We start from the raw sequence: 23,066 nt of genomic DNA, 5'->3' as shown, positions 1-23,066 counted from the left end.
GTGGAGCGGGGGCCCGGGGTGAAGCGGATCGGCAGGCTGCGCACGGCGTAGACGTCACCCGCGTCGGGGAACCGCTCGAAATCGCCGTCGATCGTGTAGTCCGGCAGCCGGGTGAGGACCTCGGAGATCATGACCTGGAACATCGTGCGGGCGTGGTTGGAGCCCAGGCAGCGGTGCCCCCCGGCGCCGAAGGCCAGATGCCGGTTCCCGGTGCGGTCGAAGTCGATCGTGTCGGGATCGGCGAAGACCTTCGGGTCGCGGTTGGCCGCGGCGTACATCAGCAGGATGCGGTCGCCGGCGTGCAGCTGCTGGCCCTGGACCACGACGTCCCGGGTCATGATCCGGGCCAGCCCCTGGGTGGGGGTGTCGTGGCGCAGGAACTCCTCGGTCGCCTTCGGGAGGATGGCCGGCTCGTCGATGAGCCGCTGGCGCAGTTCGGGCTGCTCCACCAGGCGTACCAGCGCGTTGCCGGTGAGGCCGCTGGTGGTGTCCATCCCGCCGAGGAGCATGAGGAACGCGAAGCCGATCACGAGCTCGTCGCGGATGGGCGCCCCGTCGACCTCCCCCTGCATGATCGTGCTGAGGAGATCGTCGCGGTAGCCCTCGGTGCGTCGAAGCGCGATCTCCGCCGTGATGTTGGTGTAGACGTTCATGACCGCGTCCATGGCCTTCTCGGGGGCGTTCGAGCGGTCGTGCACCGTGGCGTGGACCCACGCCACCCAGTCCGCCCAGCGGCTGTCGTCGAAGCCCAGCATCTGCAGGATCCAGCGGGCCGGCAGCGGCGTGGTCAGCTGCCGGACGATGTCGGCCTCGCCGGTCTCGATGAATTCGTCGATCTGTTCGGTGGCGATCCGGCGGAAGGTCGATTCGAGTCGCTTGGCCGCGGCAGGGGAGAACCAGGGCAGCACGATCTTCCGGTACTGCTGGAGATACGGCGGGTCGGTGTCGATCGGGATCAGGGGGTCCGGGTTGCCGGCCAGCGGGATCCCCTTCTCCATCGCCGAGCTGTACAGGTCGGTGTCCTGCTCGGCGTTGTAGACGTCCTGGTGGTCGAGGAACATCCAGAAGCCGCCCCAGGCGTCGGAGTGGGCGACCGGGCACTTCCCCCGTAAGTCCTCGTAGATCTCGTAGTTGTGCTCGCGGAAGTACGGTGAATGATGGTCGATGCCGGTCGATTCGCCGGTTGCCTCAGGCTGGACCGTGGTCATGCCGAGCCGTCCTCTCCAGTCTCGATGGTGATCGCCTGTTCCGGGCATTCCACCTGGGCCGCGCGCAGGGTCGCGATTCCCGCCTGTGCTGCCGCCTCGTCGTGGACGATGGTCCGGTCCTCGTCGTCGAGGAACTCGAACGCGTCCGGCGCGATCGTCAGGCAGCGGGCGTGCCCACGGCAGCGTTCCGGGTCAACAACAACTTTCATCAGTCACCTCGGGCCCGTTCGGATATCTCGGTGAGGCCGTTCTTCGGGATCGTCTCTTCGGGGTTGCCTGGAACCGTCGGCGACGTGCTGCCCGACCGGGCCGAGAACGGGTCGCCGACGGAACAGGTGAATGTGCGGGGTGGTGCGCTCGGTGCCGCCGGGCCCTCGACGGGGCGCGGGGCGTCGGTCCGCTAGCGGCGGACGGACATTCCGGCGTCGACCCGGAGCAGGCTTCCGGTGAAGGTGCGTCCGTTGTCGGAGACGAGGAAGAGGATCGCCTGGCTGACGTCGCGCGGTTCGATCATCGGGAAGTCGGGCAGCGCGGTCTGCATCGCGTTGGCGAGGTGCTGGTTCTCCTCGATGACGGCGAACAGCGCCGGATTGTCGACGATCATCGGTGTCGAGCAGTTCGTCGGGGCGACCGCGTTGACCCGGATGCGGTGCGGGGCGAGCAGGTTCGCGTAGGACCGGACCAGCCCGGTCACCGCGAGTTTCGCCATGTTGTAGGCGTCCGACCCGCCGCGGCCGTCGGTCAGATCGAGCAGCGCGGCCATCGAACTGGTGGCGACGAGATTGCCGCCCTGGCCGCGCTCCTTCAGATGGGGGATCGCGACCTGGAAGGTGTTCCAGACGCCGATCAGCATGATGTCGAGGCCGAGCCGCAGCGCCGCGGAGGCGTCGCGCTCCTGGGTGTTGCTGAGGATGACACCGGCGTTCGCGAGGACGGTGTCGATGTGGCCGAACCGCTCCACCCCGGCGTCGAACGCCGCCTGCAACGCGGCCAGGTCGCGGACGTCGGCCTGGTGGATGGCCATCTCCTGGCCGGTCTTCTCGACCAGGTGGGCGGTTTCCTGTAGGTCGCTCATCGTGGCGAGTGAGTAGGGGACGTCGTCGAGGTCGGCACAGATGTCGACGCCGACGATGTTCGCGCCCTGCTCGGCCAAGGTCACTGCGTGCGACCTGCCCTGGCCGCGGGCCGCGCCGGTGATGAAGACGACGCGGCCGTCGAGTAAGCCCATGACTGTTCCTTTCGCGGGGGTTGCGGGATGGGTTGTGCCGGGATGGTGCGGGTGCCCCGCCGGTCAGGAGCCGCCGGTCAGGAGTCGCCGGTCAGCACAGCCGGGCCGTTGCGGACGATGTCGCCGAGGAGACCGACGTCGAGGCCGAGGTCCGCGGCGACCTGCTCGATCAGGGCGACGTCCTTGCGCAGATACGGAAGGGCGAACTGCGCGAACGCCTCGGGGCTGCCGAGGATGCCGAGCGCCTGGATCGCGGCGCTGTTCGCGCTGCACACGCTGAGGGCGCCCATCAGCAGGTTCGTGTCGAGCCCGAGCGAACGCCCGAGGGTGTCGGCGGCGATGGCGGTCTGGACGTGCGCGGCGAACGTCAGGTTGTTCACGAGTTTCACGATCGACGCCGACCCGACCTCGCCGGTGCGGACCACCGTGGCGCTGTAGGCGCCGAGCAGCGGTTCCACCAGGTCGGCCGCGTCCTTGTCGCCGCCGACGAGCACGGTGAGGCGCCCGGCGCGGATGGAGTCCGACGTGCCGCTGACGGGCGCGTCGAGCACGGCGACCTCGCCGGCGGCTGCCTGGGCGGCCAGTTCGCGAACGGCGGTGGGGGACACCGTCGCGTGCTGGACCAGGACCGACCCCGGACGCATCGCCGCCAGCGCACCGCCGGAGACCAGGATCTCGAACAGCTGGGCCTGCGAGAACGGGCAGACGATCAGCACGTCGGCCGCGCCGGCCACCGCCGTGGCCGAGGACCCGAGCTGCGCGCCCAGGTCCGTGAACCGGGCGGAGACGTCGGATCGGCGGGCGTACAGGTGGACGGCGTGGCCGGCGGCGAGCAGGCGTTCGACCATGGGCGCCCCCATCGATCCCGCGCCGATGAATCCCACCGTGAGGGGCGACCTGTCGGCGGGCGATCCGTCGGCGGGTGAGGCGTCAGCGGGTGAGGCGCCGGAGGGTGAGGCATCGGTGCTGTCGGCTCGAGGCTGCGCGACGGACATGAGACGGCTCCTCCCGGTTGCAGTGAAGCAGGCCGGAAAACGGGCGGGCTTGATGCCGCCGGTGGCGGGCTGGGCGGTGTAGCCCGGTCGATCTGTGACGTCAGACACTACTAAGACGCCTGTCACATTGGAACCCTCTGGGTGAACTTTCCTCCGAAATGCCGACATGAAACGATCATCGGGCTGTGGGGAATCGGTCCCGCATAGACTTCGGGGGGACGTCCCGGCCGCCGCCTCGGCTCCCGCCGGCCGGGTCTGAGAGGGAGCGGTGATCGATGTCCGAGTCGGTTCCCGCCACGCGAACTGACGGCGAACCGCGCACCCGCCCGCCGGACCGGGGGCGGCCCTTCGGGGAGGAGAGCCCGGTCGCCGGCCTGCGGCTGCTGCCCCGCACGCGCCGCGCCCCCTACCCGGTGAGCCCGACCATCGGCCCGGACGGGATGCGCGCCTGCCGGGAGATCCTCGACGCCGCCCGCCTGCTGTTCGTCGAGCGTGGTTACCACGCGACGAGCATCCAGGCCGTCGCCGAGGTGGCCGGCCGCTCCGACACCGCCGTCTACCAGTACTTCCGCGGCAAGCAGGAGATCTTCCGGATCCTGTTCGAGGAGCTGGGCGCGGATCTGATCGCGCTGTTCGCGGCGATGCCGACGCTCACGGCGGACCGCGCCGGCCTGGCGGCCTTCCAGCGCTGGCTGGAGGAGCTCGGCGCCGTGCTGCGCCGCCACTCCTCGGTGTTCGCGGACTGGCCGCTCGAGGACGAACCCGCGGTGGACAACCCGTCCGAGGAGTACCTGCGCCAGCTCGGCGCCCTCATCCACGGGCGCCTGGCGTTCGCCGACACCCGCGACGTCGACACGAGGGTCCTGTCCATCGCCATCATCTGCGTCGTCGAATGGGCCCACATCGTCCTCGACGCCGACGCCGGCGGCTCCGGGCGTGCCGCCCAGGAGAAGGCGCTGCACGACACGCTCGCCCGCATCATCCATCGGGCGGTGTTCCCGGCCGCCCACGCCCACGCCTCCGGACCCGGTGCGACCCCCGCCGCGCGGCCGGCCGTTGCCCGTCCGGGGCGGCCGGCCGTTGACGATCAGGCCGCCCCCGAGCCGGGCCTGCGCAAGGTCGTCACGGCCCGGGGGCGATCGACCGTCGAGAAGGTCCTGGTGGCCGCGGTCACCGCCTTCGAACAGCGGGGACTCGCCGGAACCAGCGTGAACGACATCATCGCCCGCGCCGGCGTCGCGCACGGCAGCTTCTACCAGTACTGGACGGACCGCACCGCCCTGTTCACCACCCTGACGCACCGGGCCGCCGTCCGGACCCGTGACCACTTCGAGCGGCTCGCTGACGTGGGCACCGGGCCAGAGCTGGACGGATGGCTCGACGAGTGGCTGCGGATCGTCGAGCAGCACGGGACCGTCTTCCATGTCTGGACCGTCGAGATGGTCGAAACCCCGCCGTTGTGGCCCGCGGCGCGGGCGCTGCGCGCCTATCTGGACGCCATCACCGCGCAGCTGGCACGACGCTGGCCGGCGGCGACCCCGCTCGAGGCCCGGACCGGCACGATCATCCTGTGGACCCTGCTCACCGAGCTGCCCTACAACGGCTGGCTGCGTCACAGCGTCCTGACCCGCGACGAGATCCTGTCCTGCCAGCGGCTGTTCCTCGGCAGGGGAATCCTGGGCGACTCCCTGCACGGGTGAGCCCGGCAGGGACGCGGCGGCATCGGACGCCCTACCGAGTGGTCGGCCGGGTGGTCAGCTGGGTGGCCAGCCGGGGGAGCACCTTCGCCGCGAACAGCTCCAGGCTGGCCCAGCCGAGCTCCGGTGGCATCCCGCCCATCAATGGGTGGAACACGAGCGGCTGGTCGGGTTCCAGCGCCTGCGCGAGCGCGACGCACTCGTCGGGCGTGACGACCTGGTAGACGCCGGACGCCCGCACCGCGGCCAGGTCCGCCCCCACCACGGTCGCGCTGGAGCGCTCCGACTCCGGTTTCGCGGCGGAGTACGCGACCGCCTCGTACACGGCGAAGCGGGCCAAGTCGTCCCAGGCCTTCTCGGGATCCTCGGCCACGAAGAGAAAGCCGTGCGTGGAGCCGGGGATGATGCGACGCGGGGCCCGGCCGAGTCGGGCGCACTCGTCGGTGTAGGCCGTGTACAGGGCGGGGTCGGGCAGCGCCGGGGCGAAACCCAGGTCGAGGGCTGCCGCCCGGCGGGCCCCGATCTCGCTGGCGCCGCCCACGTAGATCAGCGAACGCGGATCGCTCGCCGGCCGGGGGGTGATGACGACCTCCCGGCCGTGCGCGGTGACCGGCCGGCCCGCCCAGGCGTCGAGCAGGTCGTGCAGCTGGCGTTCCATGTACGTGCCGCGTCCGGAGCGGTCGACGCCGAACATGGCGAACTCGACGTCGCGGTAGCCGATGCCGGCCACCACCTCGACGCGCCCGCCGCTGGCGAGATCGAGCACGGCGAGATCCTCGGCGAGCCGGACCGTGTCGTAGAGCGGCAGGAGCGCGGCGGCCACCTGCACCGTCAGCTTTCTCGTCGCGCCCGCCACCGCGGCGGCGACGACCAGGGGCGAGGGCAGGTAGCCGTCGTCGAGGGCGTGGTGTTCGGAGAGCACCACGCGGCCGAACCCATGCTGCTCGGCCCAGGCGCACTGCTCGAGGCAGGTCCGATAGCGCGCCGCCGGGGACGACGGCGCGGACTGTGGATGTCGGAAGTCGTAGCGGAGGGCGGCAACAGTCATGTTCGCTCGCTCCTTACTGTGCGGCGGCTTACTGCGCGGCGCCCGGCCGGGGCGCGATGGAGGCGACGACGAAGACCCGCAGGGTCGCCTCGATGGCGTCGTTGTCGTCGGGCGGGTCGGTCATGAGCATGTTCTGGACGCGCAGCAGCCAGCGGGCCATCGCGGGGGCGCCGACATCGCCGCGTAGCTCGCCGTTCTCCTGGGCGGTGGCGATGTAGCCGGTGAGCGTGGGCAGGGTCCGCTGCTGGATCAGGTTCGAGGCGTAGGCGGCGCCGACCGTCTGGGCGGCGTTGTCCCGGTCGAACAGCAGGGACAGGAACGGCGACTGCGCGACCGCGCGGCGGGCGGCGAGGAACGCGTCGACCAGCCTGTCCTCGAACCGGCCGGCGCCGCCCATGATCCGGTCGGAGGCGGCCATGAGGCTGCGGGCCTCGATGAGCACCACGCCGGCGAGGACGTCGTCGCGGGTCTTGAAGTAGGTGTAGACGGTGGTCCGGTGGATCATCGCCTCGCGGGCGATGTCCTCGACGGTCGTGCGGGGAACGCCGTGGCGCAGGTAGCAGCGCATCGCCGCGAGCAGGATGCGTTCGCGGGCCTCGTCCTCGGTGGTCGGGGCGTGGGTGCCCCACCGGGCCGGCTGGGTTCGGGCCATTTAGGCGGGGAAGCTCACTGTCTTGATCTCCATGAAGTCCTCCAGGCCCTCGCGGCCGAACTCCCGGCCCAGTCCGCTCTGCTTGTAGCCGCCGAACGGCGAGTCGACATCGAACCACGGGGCTCCGTTGACCGACACGGTGCCGGTGCGCAGGCGTTGCGCCACGCCGGTGGCGCGGGCGGTGTCGGCGCTGAAGACCGCCCCGCTCAACCCGAAGGGCGAGTCGTTCGCGATTGCCACGGCGTCGTCGTCGCCGTCGAAGGCGATGATCGACAGCACCGGGCCGAAGATCTCCTCGCGGGCGATCCGCGCGGAGTTCGGGACGTCGGTGAAGACCGTCGGCTGCACGAAGTAGCCGCGGTCGAACTGGGTGGCGCGACCGCCGCCGGTGACCAGGCGCGCCTCCGCGCGGCCGAGGTCGATGTAGCCCAGCACCCGGTCGAGCTGACGCTGGCTGATCAGCGGGCCCATCATGTGGTTGGGGTCCAGGGGATCCCCATAGGGCGTCGCCTCCATCGCGCCCTTGGCCAGTTCGGTCGCCGCGGCGGCCAGGTGGGCGGGGACGAGCAGCCGGGTGTAGTGCGTGCACCCCTGGCCGCTGTGCACGCAGATGGTGCCCGCCGCGGTGAGGACCCCGGCCTGCAGGGACTCCTCGTCGAGCACGATCAGGGCGGACTTCCCGCCGAGTTCCAGCGACACCCGCTTCACGGTCGGCGCGCCGTTCGCCATGATCAGCCGGCCGGTGGCCGTCGAGCCGGTGAAGGCGACCTGGTCGACGTCGGGGTGGCGGGTCAGGATCTCGGCGACGCTGTTGTCGGAGGTCGTGACGATGTTCAGCACGCCCGGGGGCAGGTCCGTCTCCGCGGCGGCGGCCGCGATCAGGGTCGCCGACCACGGGGTCTCCGGGGCCGGCTTGAGCACCACCGTGCACCCGGCGGCCAGCGCCGCGATGGACTTGCGCAGGTTGAGCTCGAATGGGACGTTCCACGGGGTGATCGCGGCGACCACCCCGGCGGCCTCCCGGCGCACGACCCGGCGCACCGGCGTCCCGAAGATCTCCTTGGGGGGGAGCTCCTCGGTGAGCTCCAGGAAGGGCAGCTGGTCCGGGTAGTAGGACATCGCCTCGATCGCCGGGTCGACGCCCATCATGAACGCCATCGCCAGCGGCATGCCGGACTCCGCGGTCAGCGTCGGGCGCAGCGTGTCGACCTGCTTGCGCAGGGCGGCCTGTAACTGACCGATGCAGGCGATGCGCTGGTCGACGTCGGTGGACCAGCCGGTGGTGTCGAATGCGCGGCGGGCGGCCGCGATCGCCCGCTCGACGTCGCTCGCCGACGCCTGCGGCGCGGTGCCGATGACCTCCTCGGTGGCCGGGTTGATGTTAGGGAACTCGCGGTTGTCCCGCGCCGCGACGAGCTGGCCGTCGATGAGCATCCGGTGCGCCGAGTCGCTCACGCCGATCACCTGCTTCCGTCTGGGCGGCACCAGTCCGCCCGGAACCTACACACGACAGATCTTAAAGTTTGTTGTCTCGACGAGACGAGAGCAAGAGTAGACCGCTGTGGCCAAAGGTCAACTGTGGACTGCAATCAACAGATCTTGTCGTCTGTTGACCCGACTGGCACGGATGGGTAGCGTCCCGAACTGACCGCGAGGCCGGGCACCGCCGAGGAGGCCGTTCATGAACGCGCAGAACCCCACGGGGGCGTCCGGGGAGGTCGGGGAGGTCGGCGGGCCGTTGGCCGGCATCCGCGTGCTCGACCTCAGCCGGCTGCAGCCGGGCGCCTTCTGCACCCGGCTGCTGGCCGATCTCGGGGCCGAGGTGCTGCGCGTCGAACAGCCCGGCTCGGGCGACCTGCTGCGAACCATCCCGGGCGCGCACGCGGCGTACAACCACGGGAAGCGTTCCATCACCCTCGATCTGCGCCACGCCGCGGCGCCGGGGGTCCTGCGCCGCCTCGCCGCCGAGGCCGACGTGCTCGTCGAGTCCGCGCGGCCGGGCACGATGGACCGGGCGGGCATCGGCTACGCGCAGCTCGCGGCCGAGTACCCGGGCCTGGTCTGGTGCTCGCTGACCGGCTTCGGCCAGGACAGCCCGTACGCCGACCGGCCCGCCCACGATCTGAGTTTCCTCGGGTACTCCGGGGTGCTGAGCCTGCTCGCCGGGGATGGCGTGCCGGCGACGCCGGACCTGGTGCTCGCCGTCCCGCTCGGCGCCATGGTCGCCGTGATCGGCATTCTGGCGGCGCTGCGCGAGCGGGACCGCACCGGTCACGGCCGGCTGGTCGACACCAGCATCCTCGACGCGGCGAGCTGGCTGCTCTCCGAACACGTCGCCCGGGTGCACGCGGGCGAACCCGCGGGCTGGGGTCCGAGCGCCGGCCGGCGGGCCTACCGTTGCGCGGACGGCCGGTTGCTGACGCTGGCCGCCGCCGAACCGCGGCCGTGGCGGGCGCTGTGCGCCGCACTCGACCTGCCCGACCTGGTGGACCGGCTGTACGCCCCGGCCGCCGAGCAGGAGGCGATGACCGAACGGCTGGCGGCGCTGTTCGCGTCCCGGCCGATGGACGAGTGGGTCACCCTCCTCGCGCAGGCCGCGGTCGGGCCGGTCAGCACCGTGCCCGATCTGCTGCACGATCCGCATGTCCTGGCCCGCGGCAACCTCCTCAAACTCGACGACGGGAACACGGTGCTCCGCGGCCCGGTGCGGCTGACCGGGGCGGACGGCGACACCTCCGCCAGCTCCGCCGCCGCCTCCGCCGTCGCGCCCGGCTTCGGCGCGGACACCGAAGCCGTCCTCACCCGGGCGGGGTTCACCCAGTCCGAGATCGCCACGTTGCGTCGGGAGAAGGTGCTCTGAATGAGTCGTCTTGGGGGCAAGGTCGCGCTGGTCACGGGTGCGGCCCGCGGGCAGGGCAGGTCACATGCGGTGCGGCTGGCGCAGGAGGGCGCGGACCTGATCCTCGTGGACGTGCTCAAGGACCTGCCGACGCTCGACTACGGGCTCGGGACCGCCGACGACCTCGCCGAGACGGTGGCGGCCGTCGAGGCCCTGGACCGCCGCGTCGTGTGGGGCCAGGCCGACGTCCGCGACGCCGACGCGCTCCAGGAGCTCGTGGACCGCGGGGTCGGCGAACTCGGGCGGTTGGACATCGTCGCCGCCAACGCCGGCATCTCACCCCGGCTCGCGAAACTCTGGGAGATCACCCCGGCGGAGTGGGACGAGCAGATCTCCGTCAACCTGACCGGCGTGTTCAACACGATCCGCGCCGTCGTGCCCCCGATGATCGCCGGTGGGCGCGGGGGAGCGATCGTGCTCACCGCCTCGGGGGCCGCCCTCGGCGGGATTCCGCATCTCGGTGCCTACACCGCGAGCAAGCACGGCGTCGTCGGCCTAGCGCTGACGCTGGCCAACGAGCTGGCCCGCCATGACATCCGGGTCAACGCCCTGTGCCCCGGGACCGTCGGCACCCCGATGGTCACCCAGAACCGCGCCCAGTACGGCGTCTTCCGACCCGACCTCGAGGCCCCGAACCTGGAGGACACCAAGGTGGCGCTGAAGAAGGTCTCCCCGCTGGGCCGGCCCTGGATCGAGCCGATCGACGTGACCAACGCACTTCTCTGGCTGGTCAGCGACGAGGGACGCTACGTCACCGGCATCACGCTGCCGATCGATCAGGGCACCCGCAACCGGCCGTAGCGGTGGCCCGGTCAGCATGAGCGGCGGCCCGGTCAGAACGTGCTGGTGGTCAGCAGACCGAGGGCTTTCGTGGTCGCGACGACGTTGCGGACGGCGGGACTGACCTCGTCGGTTCGCCAGACCAGAAGCTGATCCAGCTGACACCACGAGGCGGGGTCCGCGAGCGGGACCGCCACGACGGTCCGGTGCCGGTATCTCGGCACCGCCCGTGAGGCGGTGAGCACGATCCCCTCGCCGGCCTCGACGCGGGTGGCGAGTTCGTCGCGCCCCCAGATCGGCAGGCGGCGAACGGTGATGTCGATTCCCGCGGTCCGCCAGACGGTGCTGGGATCGGGTCCGGTCAGAATGAAGGTCTCGCCGTCCAGGTCCGGGAGGTCGATCTCGGCTCGGCCGGCGAGCGGGTGCGACGCGGGGACGAAGATCGTGTCCAGCATGAGGACGTCGAAGCGGTGGTGCTCGAGCCCCGCGGGCACGTCTCCCCAGCACATGCCGAGGGATGTCCTCCCAGCCAGAACCGACGCCGCGATCTCGCGGTTCGGCCTCTCCCGGTAGTTGAGCCGCAGCTGCGGATGCCGGGACTGCAACGACCGTATGAGCAACGAGACGACGTCGAAGTGGTTGCTGGCGTGGAGCAGTCCGACGGTTCCGGTGGCGCCGTTCTTCGTGTCGGCGACGACGGCGCGAAAGGTCTCGATGCTGGCGAGCACGAGCCGGGCCTGGTCGAGCAGCGGCCGGGCCTGCGGGGTGAGGGTCACGCGGCGGCTGGTTCGGTCGAACAGCCGCAGGCCGATGCTGGCCTCGAAGTCCTGCAGGCGCTTGCTGACGCTGGAGGTGCTCATGCCCAGCCGGGCGGCGGCTCGCCCGAAGTGCAGCTCATCGGCGAGAGCGACGAGCATCTCGAGCTGATCGATTCCCACCCGGAGGATCGTCCACGACCGGGAAACGGTGCGTCAACGGAAAGGCTCTTGATCCGTGGCCCGGACGGGGTGGAAGCTCTCGTGGTCCCGCGAGGAAGGAAGCGGGTGACGAGGGGAGTGGAAATAGACGACGACCAGGATCGCTTCATGCCCGCCGACGACGGCCTGCATACTTCCTCGGTGGACTATTACGAGACCGAGACCTTCTGGTTCTCGTTCTTCGTTCCGGACCGGGCGATCGGAGCCTGGCTCTACGCGTCGGTCAGGCACAACGCCGGTGGTACGGGCGGCGGCTGCTGGATCTGGGACGCCGCCGGCAGCGCCCCGTGGGACCTGCCCTTCTACGAGCAGTTCCAGCATCTGAAGGCCCCGAGACAGACCTCACCGGCCCGGCTGGAGTTTCCGACCGGGTTGACGGTCGAGGTTCGCGAGCCCGCCCTGTCCTATCGACTCGGCTATGACGACCGGAACCGGTGCCGCATCGAGCTGCGCTTCGACGCCCTCGAATCGCCGGTACCGCTGCGCCGTGGCGCCCCGCCGTATCCGAAGGCCGCGCATTACGACCAGACCGGGCATGTGACCGGCCATGTTCTGCTCGACGGTGAACGCATCGACGTCGACTGCTACGCCATGCGGGACCGGTCCTGGGGGCGCCGGACGGAGCGTGGTTACCGGCGCGTCGGCTACACCTGGGCCGCGTCGCCCGACCTGAGCCTGCTCACGTACACGTCGCCGGAAGCCCAGCAGGGCGGCCTGATCCCGGAGAACGTGCATTCCGGCTATCTTCGCCGTGACGGCAAGGTGGCCCGGATCGTCAGTGGCCGTCGCACTGTACACCGTGATCCGAAACATGGCTGGATAACCGGAATCGATCTGGAGGTCGTCGATGACGACGGCCGGGCCCTGGCGGGCCGGGCCGAGCCCGCCAGCCGAATGATCCTTCCTGGTGGGACCACGGTGTGTGTCAACACCTCGCTGGTCTGGAATCTTGATGACCGTACCGTCTACGGCGAGGACCAGGACGTCTATCCGATCCACGAGTGGCAGCGTCTCCGAAACGCGACGCGGAGCCTGGCCGGGAGGGCGGGATGAGCGCTCTCGAACTTCCTGTCGCGATCCTGGAGTGGATCGAGAAAGCAGCTGGATTTCCCGTTCTGAAAGCCGAACGGATACCGGGCGGCGGTACCCGCCAGGGCTGGTTCGTCGACGTCGGCGCTGACACCTGCGACGGCGCCGGGAAGCTGTTCCTGCGGTACAGCCCCGAGCGACTGCCCGACCGCGGCGCCTTCCATCGCCTGGCCACCGAGGCCGAGGTGATGCGGGCCCTGCGCGGCGCGGGAATCGCCGTCCCGGCGGTGTGCGCGGTCCATCCCGTCGAGGAGGCGGTCCTGCTCGAGCGGGTCCCGGGCGAGACGTGGTTCTACCGCATCCGTGACCCCGCCGAGCAGGTGCGGGTGGCACAGGATTTCATCCGGAGCCTGGCCAAGGTCCACCGCCTCGACCCGGCCGACCTGAACGTGCCCGCTCTCGGGCCCGTCCGATCGGCGCGGGAACACGCCCTGGAACGCATCGCCGAGATCCGCCGGCGCGGCACGGCCCCGGACGGATCGATCGATCCCCTGGTCCGCCTCTCGGCCGACTGGCTGGAATCCCATGTGCCTGACTATGACGGCCCCGTGGTCCTGGTCCAGGGCGATACCGGGCCCGGGAACTTCCTGTACCAGGATGGTCGGGTCACCGCCGTGCTGGACTGGGAACTCTGCCATTTCGGCGACCCCATGGACGACATCGCGTGGCTGTCCCTGCGGACGGTGCAGGACACCTTCACGCACCTGCCCGACCGCCTGGCGGAGTACGAGAAGCTCTCCGGCCACGCGATCGATGTGGACCGGGTCCGCTACTACCGGGTCTTCGCGGAGACGACGATGGCGACCCTCACCCCGAACGAGGGCGCCCAGACCCAGGCCCCGGCGGCGGAAGACGGATCGCCAGGAGTGGACAAGGACGTCGGCAACCACATGCTGTACGCCCAGTTGCATCGCCGGCTGTGGCTGGAGGCGCTGAACGCCGTGATGGGTCTCGGACTGAGGAAACCGGCCATGCCCGAGCCGGTCGATCCACCCGACTGGCAGCCTCTGTACGGGGACGTGCTGGCCATGTTGCGCACGATCACGCCCCGGATAGGCGACCCGCTGGCCGCCCAGTGGTCCAAGGGAGTGGCCCGGCTGGTCCGGTACCTGCGGGAACTGGACGCCTGCGGCCGGGCGGGCAACGAGCTCGAACGGTCGGACATCGCTTCGCTTCTCGGGTCCGTTCCGGTGTCCCTGCCGGCCGGGCGCGACGCTCTCGCGCGGGCGAACGCCGCCGGCCGGGTCGGCGACGATGATTTCACGCGCTACCTGTGGAACCGGGTGATGCGGGACGACCACCTGATGCGCCACGCATCCGGCGCACTGCATTCCCGAACCTGGCCGCCGCTCACCGACCCGTCCTGAGCGGGTCACCATGTGACGATAGGGGATTCATGATGACCGAGACAGCAGCCGGCGCCCGCGCCTGCCCAGTCGTCGACTATGTCTTAGCACCGCCACCCACACCGGCCTTATCCCTGTTCCAACGCATGGACGGTCATCAGGCGATCGGCCGTCCCGCCGTGCGCACGGACGAGGCCGGCGGCTACTGGATCTTCACGGATCAGTCGGTGATCCTCGACGGCCTCCAGCGCCCGGACCTCTGGTCGAATTCGGTGATCGTCCCCACCGAGTCCGATCCGCCCTACCGGTGGATCCCGATCATGCTTGACCCGCCGGAGCACACGAAATGGCGGCATCTGCTCGGATCATATTTCTCGCCCGGCCGGACGAAGGCCATGAAAGCCGACCAGCACCGACTCGCGGCCGAACTCATCGAGGGCCTGCGCGGCCGAGGCGAGTGCGACTTCGTGCGCGACTTCGCGCAGGTGTTCCCCAGCATCATCTTCCTGGAGATCATGGGGATGCCGCGGGAGAAGCTCGACGAGTTCATGCAGTGGGAACACATGATCCTGCATGAGAACAACGACAGCGACCCGGACGGCTCGGTGCGCCTCGGCGGTATGCAGGCCGTCCAGACCTATTTCGCCGGGCTCGTCGCCGAGCGCCGGGCGAACCCCGACCCGCGGGCTCAGGACGTCGTCAGCGCCGCGATCTCCTGGGAGATCGACGGGGAGCCGGTGACCGACGCGGACGTGCTGAACTGCCTTCTGCTGCTGTTCATGGCCGGCCTCGACACCGTCGCCGGCCAGTCGTCCTATGCCCTTCTGCACCTGGCCACGAACCCGGCGGACCGGGCCCGGATCGTGGCCGAACCCGAACTGGTCCCGCACGCCGTGGAGGAGCTCCTGCGGGCCTATCCGATCGTGCAGACCGCCCGTAAGGCCACCCGGGACGCGCAGTTCCACGGCTGTCCGATCAAGAAGGGCGACATGGCGACCTTCCCGCTCTCCGCGGCCGGCCGGGACGACGAAGCCTATCCCGAGGCCAAGCGGGTCGATTTCGATCGCGAGATGGTCCGTCACCTTTCCTTCGGCGGCGGCCCGCATCGTTGTCTCGGTTCCCACCTGGCCCGCCAGGAGCTGGTCGTGCTGCTCCAGGAGTGGCACCGCCTCATTCCCGACTACGAGCTCGTGCAGGTTCCGCTCGAACACGGCGGCGGGGTGTGGGGCCTGGAGTCCTTACCCCTGCGGTGGGAGAGCTGACGCATGACCGAGAACTTCTCCTACCGGCTCTACATCGACGGGACCTGGACCGACGGTGCGGGCACGCAGCAGATCGAGGTTCGGAACCCGGCGACCGAGGAGATCATCGGCCGGGTGCCGCAGGCGACCCGCGCCGACGTGGTCCGCGCGATCGAGGCCGCCCGGCGGGCGTTCGACGACGGACCCTGGCCGCGGATGGCGCCTCGGGAACGCGCCGAGATCATGCTGCGCATGGCGTCCATCCTGGAACGGCGGACGGCCGAGATCGTCGAGCTGAACATCGTCGAGGCGGGGTCGGTCCGCTGGCTGGCCGAATCCATCCAGGTCGGCATCCCGATCGCGCACCTGCGCGACATGGCCGAGCGGGTGATGCCCTCCTTCGCCTGGGAGAAGCCGCTCATGCCGTTCGTCGGCGCCGGCATCGGCCAGGGTGTCCTGCGCCGCGAGCCGTTCGGCGTCGTCGGGCTCATCTCGGCCTACAACTTCCCCTTCTTCCTCAGCATGATGAAGCTCGCGCCGGCCCTGGCCGCCGGCTGCACCGCCGTGCTGAAACCCGCCCCCACGACACCACTCGAATCCTTCCTGATCGCCGAGATCGCCGACGAGGCCGGACTTCCCCCCGGCGTTCTCAACGTCGTCACCGGTGACCTCGAGGCGGGGCGGGAACTGACCAGCCACCCGATGGTCGACCTCGTCAGCTTCACCGGCTCGGACAGCGTGGGCCGGATGGTCTACGGCCAGGCCGCACCCACGCTGAAGAAGGTCGTGCTGGAGCTCGGCGGCAAGTCGGCCACCATCCTCTGCGACGACGCCGACCTCGACCTCGCCGTGGGCGACGTCCTGGCCGGCATCACCGTCCACGCCGGGCAGGGCTGCGCCCTGCTGACCCGCACCCTCGTGCACCGCTCCCGCCACGACGAGCTCGTCGAGAAGGTCACCGCGGCGCTGGCCCAGGTCAAGGTCGGCAACCCCGCCGAACCCGACACCGTCATGGGCCCGCTCATCAGCGAGGCGCAGCGGGACAAGGTGGAGAAGCTCATCCGCACCGGCGAGGAGGAGGGCGCCCGGATCGTCTTCGGCGGTGGGCGGCCCACCGGGCTCGACAAGGGGTATTTCGTCGAGCCGACGCTGTTCACCGGGGTCGGAAACGCGATGACCATCGCACGCACGGAGTTCTTCGGCCCGGTCGGTGTGATCATCCCGTTTGACGACGACGCCCACGCCGTGCGGATCGCCAACGACAGTCCCTATGGTCTGGCCGCGGCCGCGTGGGCGAACGATCCGGTCCGCGCGTACGACCTCGCGAAGCAGCTCCGCGCCGGACTCGTCACGATCAACGGGGGTGGCGGCGGCCTCAGTCCGCACACCGCGTTCGGCGGCTACAAACAGAGCGGGCTGGGCCGTGAATGGGGCGAGCACGGACTCGACGAGTTCCTCCAGACCAAGTCGGTCGTCTGGGGTGTGGCCCGCGGCTGACCGGCCGGCCCACCGGCACCGAGGAGGAACCGTGACCACTCGGAGGAATTCGTGACGTCGAAGAACGTGGCTTTCAACGGCTACACGCGCCGCCGAATGGGCGGACCGGCCGGCTCGGCCCGGACGCTGACCGCGGGCCTTCTCGCGGCGGGCATCGCGCTGAGCGCGCTGGCCGCCTGCGGAAGCGGTTCCGCCGACACGACCACGCCTGCGCGCGGTGGTGGCACGGCGAGGTTACCCGCGGGCACCGCTGCCACCGGAGAGCCGGTGCGGATCGGCTTCGTCTCCAACGAGGGCGGCAGCGCGGTGTCCCAGGTGGACGTTCGGTTCGGGGCTGAAGCGGCCACGAAGTACGCCAACGACCACCTCGGTGGCATCGCCGGCCGGCCCATCGAGTTGGTGGTCTGCAAGGAGCAGGAGGATCCGGGTTCGGCGCGCGCCTGCGCAACCAAGATGATCGAGGCGAAGGTCGTGGCCGTCGTGATGAGCACGACCGCCCTCGGGGACTCGATGGCGCCTGTGATCACGGGCGCGGGCATTCCCTACGTCTCGGTGTCCGGGGCGAGCGCGGCCGAGTTCACCAGCGACCGGTCCTTTCTCTGGTCAGGCAGCTTCCCCGGGGCGCTGGGGGCGATGGCCAAATACGCGAGCGAGCACCACATCGCCAGCGTCGATCTGGCCGTGATCGACGCGGGAGCGGTGACCGGGACGGTCAAGGCCCTGGGCCAGCCGGTGTTCGACAAGGCGGGCGTCGAACTCCGCCTCACCGCGATCGCGCCGGGCACCCCGGACGCCTCGGCCCCGATCGCCGCCGCGGTCGCGAGCCATCCCGGCGCCTTCGCGATCGTCGGCGACGAGACCCACTGCATCGCCGTTCTCAAGGCGCTCCAGACGGCCGCGGCGAAGCAGCCGCGCATGATCATCCAGGCCTGTGTCGGTAAGACCGTCGAAGACGCCGCGCCGGGAACTCTCGACGGCGCGCTGTTGTTCACCTTCGCCGACGTGTACTCCGACGACCCCGACAGTGTTCTTTACCGGACGGTGATGGCGACCTACGCGCCGAAAACCCCGGTCGACGGCTTCGCGGTCACCGGCTATCAGGACGTTCTCGGGTTGGTTCGTGGGCTTTCGGGGCTCCACGGAACGGTCACCACGGAGACGACGTCCGCCGCGCTGCGGGCGGCGAAGGCCGTGCCGTTGCCGGCGGGCCACGGCATCGACTTCACCTGCGACGGAAAGGCCGTCCCGATCCTGGCCGCGGTGTGCGGTGCCAGCGCGCTCGTCACACCGATCGCGGGAACCCGGGGAACCACATTCACCGTCGTCGACGCGAGCCCGCTCTTCGCCCGGTAGACGGTCCGGAAGAGTTCGATCCACAACCTCTCCAACGGAGAAGAGATGACGATCCCTGCGGCCGAGCCGCCGGTCCCGCCAGCCCTGGTCGACCCCAGCGGAGTATGGTTCTTCAACTGGGTCATCCCCTTGCTGGGCGGTCTGGTCATCGTGCTGGCGATCGCCGACACCATCAGGCGGCGGCGACTGACCTGGGGTCTTCTGTTCATAGTGAACAGCATGCTCGTCTACTGGATGGAGACCATCGGCGACTGGGGTCAGCAGCTGGTCTACAGCCCGGCCTTCACCGAGCACCATCTGCTCGACTGGCTGCCGATCAAGACTCCCAACGATCCGCTGTTCATGCCTTTCGCCTACGCGTGCTACTGGGCGGTGCATGCTTTCATCGTGCTGAGGATCGGCCAGTTCCTCGTGCGTCGTTTCGACTGGAGTCTGCTCCGGGCCGTTGCCGTGCTCGCGATACCGGTGAACTACGCGTGGGACTTCCTCGTCGAGAGCCTGGCCGCCGCGATGGGATGGTGGGTCTACGACCCGGGTTTCGGCCCGCATGTGGAATTCGGCAACGGCGGAAAGTTCACTGTGCTGTGGACGATCGGACTGATGTCGTTCTGGCCGAACCTGATCGCGTACTGGGCGGGCAAGCCACCGGTCCGCATGCTCAACCACTTCGAACGATTCTTCGGACTCGAACGCTTCACCGTGCCCAGGCCCGGCGCCTCCGGCGCATCCGATGCCTCCGACGCACCACGGTCCGAACCCGGTACATCGCCGGTGCCGGGGGGCTCGACCGGCACCGCCGTCATCGTCAGGCCGCCCCGACAGCGTGCTGATCGGCAGCAGCCCGATCGGCGGGCGGAGTACGACGACCGGCTCGACTACGAGGTCACCATACCGAGGTGGAAGTTCGAGCTCGCCCGCTTCGGAGCCTGGTTCGTGGTCTTCCAGGTGACCTTCTTCGTCATGCTGGTCATTCCGCTGGTCGCGATGCGCGCGTTGACGGGCCATGACAGCGTTTACGTCCCGTAGCCCCGGAGGAACAGATGGGTAGGAACCCGATCGACGACGACCCGTTTCACGCGAAGATGCTGCCGCCGGCGGACCGGGGCGTGCTGATAAGGCAGTCCGTAGCGGTGTTCGCCTGGTGCCTGGGACTGACGGCGGCCCTCTTCGTCCTGGTCTACCTACTGACCTGAACCCGCCGGTCGAGGCCAGCGGCCGACCCGCCGCGCTTATCTCGGTGCTGCCCGCGATGACGAGCGCGCACTTGAGGCCCGCGAGATTCCACGCCTTGCTCGCTGAGACCAACGCGATGGCGAGATCCTGCGCGCCCTCGACGGACAGGATCGGCGTCGTCGTGGCACCAGGCAGGGTGAGCGGAGCGTGGATCTCGTCGGAGATGATGACGACACCGTGCCGCGCGGCCGCCGACACAAGCGTCGTCAGCTCCGCACGGGTGTGCACGGTGCCCGTCGGGTTCTGCGGATTGCACAGCAGATACGCGCCTCCTCCCCGGAATGCCTCGTCGAGGCGTTCGAGGTCGAGGCGGCCGTGTCGCAGCGGCACGTCGACGAGCGTGGCGTCGGCCTCGGGGATCCAGTGGTGGAACGGCGGGTAGACCGGGGTGCTGATCACGACGCGGCGCACTCCGAGTGCGCGCAGCACCTCGACGGCGCCGACGCCCACGTCGGTCACGGGCACGACATGGTCGGGCTCCGGGCGCCAACCCCACTCCCCGGCGGCGAAGTCCGCGTAGGCGTGCGCGAGCTCGGCGAATTCGTCGGCGTAACCGAAGTCGCTCCGATCGACCGCTGCATGCAGCGCCTGCGTGATGGGGTCCGCCGCGGCAAAGTCCATCTCCGCGATCGACAGCGGCAGCACATCCGACGCGTGCATACGCCATTTGGCGCTGCGGCGCTGGCGCAGCACATCGAGCGGGGGCACCGGAAGGAGGTCGCTCACCGGGAGCGGTCCGCGACGGTCGTGGCTCGAGTCACGACTGGGAAGTCGAGCAACTCCGCGTCGCATTGTGCGGTCCCCGAAACCGGATCGGCGCTCATACTGGGCGAGCCTACTGACCTTTGATGTGCGAAGCCGGGATCCAGACGGCAAGACTCTCGCCATCACCAGCTATGACCGCATCGCACGGCTGTGGGGCCTTGACCCCGCCGATCTGGCGCGCCGCGCCTGCCCGCCCCCATCAACCGCATCACCCCGGATGAACGGCGCCATCACCTGCGAAAATTTCCCTACCGGGCTATCTGTTGACAGCGAACGCAACCCGTCGCAGAATCCTGCCGCGAACGCTGCCCACGCCGCTGGGATAGCCGGACCTCGGACGGGGAGGCCTACTCGGCATCGGAAATGCCAGCGAGCGTGCATCGTACCGAGATGGTCAACGGGTGATCCTCGCCGAGAACGCGTTGGGATCGGGTGAGGACGTCGTCGAGCATCGCTCGCGCCGAGGCGTGATCACCCTGATCCCGCACCATGCCCGCCAGCCCATGCGCTGCGGCGATCGTGGAAGAGTGGTCGTCGCCAAGGACGCGTTGGGATCGGGTGAGGACGTCGTCGAGCATCGCTCGTGCTGCCGTGTAGTCACCCTGATCCCGTACAGCGAACGCCAGTTCGTGTGCGGCGCCGATGGTGTCGGGGTGGTCTTCGCCGAGGACGCGTCGGGATCGGGTGAGGACATCGTCGAGCATCGCTCGTGCCGCTGCATAGTCACCCTGATCCCGAGCCATGCCCGCAAGGCTGCCGGCGGCGATCAGCGTGTCGGGGTGGTCTTCGCCGAGTATGCGTCGCCGGCGGGTGAGGACGTCGTCGAATAGCACCCGTGCCGCCGCGTAATCACCCTGATCACGCACCAGGCGCGCGAGTTCGTGTGCGGTGGTGATGGTGTCGGGGTGGTCTTCGCCGAGTATGCGTCGCCGGCGGGTGAGGACGTCGTCGAATAGCACCCGTGCCGCCGCGCGATCACCTTGCTCTCCCAGCACGCGCGCGAGTTCGTGCGCGGCGATATCCGTGTCCGGGTGGTCTTCGCCGAGGACGCGCTGGGATCGGGTGAGGACGTCATGGAGCATCGATCGTGCGGCCGCGTAGTCACCTTGATCTCCCACCACGCGGGCAAGATTATGTGCGGTGGTGATGGTGTCGGGGTGGTCTTCGCCGAGTGTGCGTCGCCGGCGGGTGAGGACGTCGTCGAATAGCGCCCGTGCCGCCGCGTAATCTCCCTGTTCCCGCACAACACGTGCGAGGTTGTGCGCAGCGGTGATCGTGTCCGGGTGGTCCTCGCCGAGCTGTGCCGTCCACCGTGTGTACGCCTGTCGGCTGAGGCTGGCAGCCGTGCGATAGTCACCGCTGGATCGGAACGCCTCGGCAAGGCGCAGAACCAGGCGGCGGACGGCATCATCGGTGGTGTCGAGCATGCCGGCAGCCAGGACGTGCGGGTACAGCACTGTGTACCGGGGCCAACACGCCGGGTCGGCCGGATCGGCGGGGTCAGCGGCGGTGAGTAGGGCGTGCGCCGCAGTCCGGAGCTGCTCGCGGTGTTCGGCGGGGGTGTGCTCGCGTAGGACGGCTTGGACGAGCCGGTGCATGACCAGCCCGTCGGCGGTCGCGCGGACCAGCCCGAGCCGACACACTGTGGCTACCCGATCCGAGAACGCCAGCGGATCGTGGACCATGTCAGCCAGCACGTCTGGTACCTCTGCAAGCCCTTCGGCCGCGGGGGAGAACAGGTCCAGCGGCACTGGTTCCGGTCCAAATCGGGCCAGTAGCCGCAGCAGACCCACCGCGTCCGGATCATCCAACCCATCCACAGCAATGGTCCACGCGGCGGCAACCGGCAGCGGGTAGTGGGCCGACCGGCCCCGGGCCAGCAGTTCCCCGGTTTTGTCGGTGAGTAGCCGCTCGTAGGTTCCGGCTGGCATCCCGGTCACGGCCAGCCAGCTACCAGCCTGCTCCAACGCCAGTGGCAAGTCCCCCAACGCCGCTGCCAGCCGGCCTGCCTCGGCGTCGGTGAGCCGTTCGCATCCGCGCCTGAGCAGGCGGATCGCGTCCGCGCGGGGCAGCACATCTACCTCCACCGGCTGTGCCCAACTTGCCCACGCCGGATCCCGCGAGGTCACCAGCACATGCCCGCTGCGGCCCGCCACCGCCAGTACCCCGAATAGCCCCGACGGCGCCTCCGCGTTGTCGACCACCACCAGCCACCGCCGGAACGGCTCCCCGCGGCGTAACACTTCTACCAACCCGGTGATCCGTTCCTGAGCGCTGTCTGTGGCTGGCACCCCGACTCGGCTGGCCAGGTCGACCAGCGCACCCATCGCCAAGGCGGTCGACTCACCCGGCACCCACCACACCAGGTCGTAGTCGGTGGCATGTCGGTAGGCGTACTCGACCGCAAGCTGGGTCTTCCCAACCCCGCCCAGGCCGTGCAAGGTCTGCGGCAGGACCACCACCGACGCCTCCGCACTCAACAACCGGCTCGCCATAGCGGTCAACTCGCCATCTCGGCCGGTGAACAGCGGATTGCGCGGCCACGGTACCGACCACACCGCCGGTGACGCGTTCGGAAAAGGCGCCGGAGCCGGAATCGTCTGCATAACTGGCGGGAAGGGTGGCGCCAACGCCGGCTTGCCCCGCTTGCCGGACACCGCCAGCCGGGCCGCCCGCAGCAGCTCCGCCCGCGCCACTGTCTCGTCGACCCCGAACACGTCGACCGGGACGATCTGGCCGAGCAGTCCGGGCCGGTCACACTCGGTCACTCGTACGGTCAGCAGTTTCCGAGCCTGTCCGGCCGGGTCGGCCGCCCACGCGGCCTGCCACTCCGCCGCCCCGTACACCGATCTTGCATAGTCCGCGGAGAGGACTGCGAGCGTCCGCGCGGCCCGGGTCACGCCTTCCTGCATCCCTGACACCCAGTTCGACCCCGGCGCGAAATCCCACGCTTGGATCAGCACTCGGTAGTGCGCCTCTTCCAGCGTCCAGGCGATCCACTCCGCCCACACTCGATCTTCTTGGGCGTACGACACGAAAAAGTGCGAGTCAGTACTCT

The 23,066-nt window shown here is 69.8% G+C and carries 19 protein-coding genes and 1 pseudogene; 10 read left to right on the top strand and 10 right to left on the bottom strand.

Going from position 1 to position 23,066, the window contains the following annotated elements; translation table 11 throughout:
- The 4 genes from NBZ83_RS03510 to NBZ83_RS03495 form a co-directional block, all read right to left on the bottom strand.
- Positions 1 to 1,208 (bottom strand): cytochrome P450 (locus tag NBZ83_RS03510; protein WP_261574321.1); only part of this gene is annotated, 1,208 nt, incomplete at its 3' end.
- A complete protein-coding gene (locus NBZ83_RS03505; RefSeq protein ID WP_261574320.1) occupies positions 1,205 to 1,417 on the bottom strand; it encodes a ferredoxin in 213 nt (70 codons plus the stop codon). The genes NBZ83_RS03510 and NBZ83_RS03505, both read right to left, overlap by 4 nt.
- Positions 1,418 to 1,608: 191 nt before the next feature.
- The gene (locus NBZ83_RS03500) at positions 1,609 to 2,436 is read right to left on the bottom strand and encodes a mycofactocin-coupled SDR family oxidoreductase (RefSeq protein WP_261568333.1); all 828 of its coding nucleotides are present in this window, start codon (positions 2,434 to 2,436) and stop codon (positions 1,609 to 1,611) included.
- Between the two features lie 77 nt (positions 2,437 to 2,513).
- The gene (locus NBZ83_RS03495) at positions 2,514 to 3,431 is read right to left on the bottom strand and encodes an NAD(P)-dependent oxidoreductase (protein ID WP_261574319.1); all 918 of its coding nucleotides are present in this window, start codon (positions 3,429 to 3,431) and stop codon (positions 2,514 to 2,516) included.
- Between the two features lie 275 nt (positions 3,432 to 3,706).
- On the opposite strand from NBZ83_RS03495, the gene NBZ83_RS03490 reads away from it, so the two are divergent.
- Positions 3,707 to 5,131, top strand: coding sequence for a TetR/AcrR family transcriptional regulator (locus NBZ83_RS03490; RefSeq protein ID WP_261574318.1), 1,425 nt, complete (start codon positions 3,707 to 3,709; stop codon positions 5,129 to 5,131).
- 31 nt (positions 5,132 to 5,162) lie between these two features.
- Here NBZ83_RS03490 and NBZ83_RS03485 read toward each other — a convergent pair whose 3' ends face one another.
- From NBZ83_RS03485 to NBZ83_RS03475, 3 genes are read right to left on the bottom strand one after another with little or no spacing between them, the layout of a single operon-like run.
- Positions 5,163 to 6,176, bottom strand: coding sequence for an LLM class flavin-dependent oxidoreductase (locus tag NBZ83_RS03485; protein WP_261574317.1), 1,014 nt, complete (start codon positions 6,174 to 6,176; stop codon positions 5,163 to 5,165).
- Positions 6,177 to 6,204: 28 nt separating this feature from the next.
- Positions 6,205 to 6,828, bottom strand: coding sequence for a TetR/AcrR family transcriptional regulator (locus NBZ83_RS03480; protein ID WP_261574316.1), 624 nt, complete (start codon positions 6,826 to 6,828; stop codon positions 6,205 to 6,207).
- On the bottom strand, positions 6,829 to 8,283 hold the full coding sequence (locus NBZ83_RS03475) for an aldehyde dehydrogenase family protein (RefSeq protein ID WP_308203758.1): 1,455 nt from the start codon (positions 8,281 to 8,283) through the stop codon (positions 6,829 to 6,831).
- A gap of 226 nt (positions 8,284 to 8,509) precedes the next feature.
- On the opposite strand from NBZ83_RS03475, the gene NBZ83_RS03470 reads away from it, so the two are divergent.
- Positions 8,510 to 9,688: a CaiB/BaiF CoA transferase family protein gene (locus tag NBZ83_RS03470; RefSeq protein ID WP_261568338.1), complete on the top strand. Its 1,179-nt coding sequence runs from the start codon at positions 8,510 to 8,512 to the stop codon at positions 9,686 to 9,688.
- Entirely contained in the window at positions 9,689 to 10,528 is an 840-nt protein-coding gene (locus tag NBZ83_RS03465; protein ID WP_261574315.1) for a mycofactocin-coupled SDR family oxidoreductase, read from the top strand. It begins immediately after the preceding gene.
- Positions 10,529 to 10,560: 32 nt separating this feature from the next.
- Here the strand turns inward: NBZ83_RS03465 and NBZ83_RS33240 are convergent, their stop codons facing one another.
- Positions 10,561 to 11,445, bottom strand: coding sequence for a LysR family transcriptional regulator (locus tag NBZ83_RS33240; protein WP_261568340.1), 885 nt, complete (start codon positions 11,443 to 11,445; stop codon positions 10,561 to 10,563).
- Between the two features lie 105 nt (positions 11,446 to 11,550).
- Between NBZ83_RS33240 and NBZ83_RS03455 the strand changes: the two genes are divergently transcribed.
- The 7 genes from NBZ83_RS03455 to NBZ83_RS03425 are packed head-to-tail and all read left to right on the top strand — an operon-like array spanning position 11,551 to position 19,203.
- Positions 11,551 to 12,537, top strand: a complete 987-nt coding sequence (locus NBZ83_RS03455) for a DUF7064 domain-containing protein (protein WP_261568341.1) — start codon at positions 11,551 to 11,553, stop codon at positions 12,535 to 12,537.
- Entirely contained in the window at positions 12,534 to 13,940 is a 1,407-nt protein-coding gene (locus NBZ83_RS03450) for a phosphotransferase family protein (protein ID WP_261574314.1), read from the top strand. Before NBZ83_RS03455 ends, NBZ83_RS03450 begins: the two co-directional genes overlap by 4 nt.
- Positions 13,941 to 13,972: 32 nt before the next feature.
- Positions 13,973 to 15,181, top strand: a complete 1,209-nt coding sequence (locus NBZ83_RS03445; protein WP_261568343.1) for a cytochrome P450 — start codon at positions 13,973 to 13,975, stop codon at positions 15,179 to 15,181.
- A 3-nt stretch (positions 15,182 to 15,184) separates the two neighbouring features.
- Positions 15,185 to 16,657 carry an aldehyde dehydrogenase family protein gene (locus tag NBZ83_RS03440; RefSeq protein ID WP_261574313.1) on the top strand — a complete coding sequence of 491 codons (1,473 nt, stop codon included), beginning with the start codon at positions 15,185 to 15,187 and terminating at the stop codon, positions 16,655 to 16,657.
- Between the two features lie 51 nt (positions 16,658 to 16,708).
- Positions 16,709 to 18,010 carry an ABC transporter substrate-binding protein gene (locus tag NBZ83_RS03435; RefSeq protein ID WP_261574312.1) on the top strand — a complete coding sequence of 434 codons (1,302 nt, stop codon included), beginning with the start codon at positions 16,709 to 16,711 and terminating at the stop codon, positions 18,008 to 18,010.
- A 45-nt stretch (positions 18,011 to 18,055) separates the two neighbouring features.
- Complete coding sequence (locus NBZ83_RS03430; protein ID WP_261574311.1) at positions 18,056 to 19,036, top strand: hypothetical protein; 981 nt, start codon at positions 18,056 to 18,058, stop codon at positions 19,034 to 19,036.
- A gap of 14 nt (positions 19,037 to 19,050) precedes the next feature.
- Positions 19,051 to 19,203 carry a hypothetical protein gene (locus tag NBZ83_RS03425; protein WP_261574310.1) on the top strand — a complete coding sequence of 51 codons (153 nt, stop codon included), beginning with the start codon at positions 19,051 to 19,053 and terminating at the stop codon, positions 19,201 to 19,203.
- Between the two features lie 64 nt (positions 19,204 to 19,267).
- Here NBZ83_RS03425 and NBZ83_RS33615 read toward each other — a convergent pair.
- A pseudogene (locus tag NBZ83_RS33615) lies at positions 19,268 to 19,864 on the bottom strand (aminotransferase class I/II-fold pyridoxal phosphate-dependent enzyme); the annotation flags it as partial.
- 491 nt (positions 19,865 to 20,355) lie between these two features.
- Complete coding sequence (fxsT, locus tag NBZ83_RS03415) at positions 20,356 to 23,043, bottom strand: FxSxx-COOH system tetratricopeptide repeat protein (RefSeq protein WP_261574322.1); 2,688 nt, start codon at positions 23,041 to 23,043, stop codon at positions 20,356 to 20,358.
- Positions 23,044 to 23,066 lie beyond the last annotated feature (23 nt).

Origin of the sequence: Frankia gtarii (assembly GCF_025403375.1) — a bacterium.
Lineage (GTDB): Bacteria > Actinomycetota > Actinomycetes > Frankiales > Frankiaceae > Frankia > Frankia gtarii.
Note: the sequence above shows the minus strand (reverse complement) of the source record. Positions and strands in the feature narration are given on the sequence as shown.

What these genes read in the sequence shown, in the direction of transcription:
- NBZ83_RS03505 (WP_261574320.1), bottom strand. Translation starts at nt 1,417, where the DNA reads ATGAAAGTTGTTGTTGACCCGGAACGCTGCCGTGGGCACGCCCGCTGC.
- NBZ83_RS03500 (WP_261568333.1), bottom strand. Translation starts at nt 2,436, where the DNA reads ATGGGCTTACTCGACGGCCGCGTCGTCTTCATCACCGGCGCGGCCCGC.
- NBZ83_RS03495 (WP_261574319.1), bottom strand. Translation starts at nt 3,431, where the DNA reads ATGTCCGTCGCGCAGCCTCGAGCCGACAGCACCGATGCCTCACCCTCC.
- NBZ83_RS03490 (WP_261574318.1), top strand. Translation starts at nt 3,707, where the DNA reads ATGTCCGAGTCGGTTCCCGCCACGCGAACTGACGGCGAACCGCGCACC.
- NBZ83_RS03485 (WP_261574317.1), bottom strand. Translation starts at nt 6,176, where the DNA reads ATGACTGTTGCCGCCCTCCGCTACGACTTCCGACATCCACAGTCCGCG.
- NBZ83_RS03480 (WP_261574316.1), bottom strand. Translation starts at nt 6,828, where the DNA reads ATGGCCCGAACCCAGCCGGCCCGGTGGGGCACCCACGCCCCGACCACC.
- NBZ83_RS03470 (WP_261568338.1), top strand. Translation starts at nt 8,510, where the DNA reads ATGAACGCGCAGAACCCCACGGGGGCGTCCGGGGAGGTCGGGGAGGTC.
- NBZ83_RS03465 (WP_261574315.1), top strand. Translation starts at nt 9,689, where the DNA reads ATGAGTCGTCTTGGGGGCAAGGTCGCGCTGGTCACGGGTGCGGCCCGC.
- NBZ83_RS03450 (WP_261574314.1), top strand. Translation starts at nt 12,534, where the DNA reads ATGAGCGCTCTCGAACTTCCTGTCGCGATCCTGGAGTGGATCGAGAAA.
- NBZ83_RS03445 (WP_261568343.1), top strand. Translation starts at nt 13,973, where the DNA reads ATGACCGAGACAGCAGCCGGCGCCCGCGCCTGCCCAGTCGTCGACTAT.
- NBZ83_RS03440 (WP_261574313.1), top strand. Translation starts at nt 15,185, where the DNA reads ATGACCGAGAACTTCTCCTACCGGCTCTACATCGACGGGACCTGGACC.
- NBZ83_RS03430 (WP_261574311.1), top strand. Translation starts at nt 18,056, where the DNA reads ATGACGATCCCTGCGGCCGAGCCGCCGGTCCCGCCAGCCCTGGTCGAC.
- NBZ83_RS03425 (WP_261574310.1), top strand. Translation starts at nt 19,051, where the DNA reads ATGGGTAGGAACCCGATCGACGACGACCCGTTTCACGCGAAGATGCTG.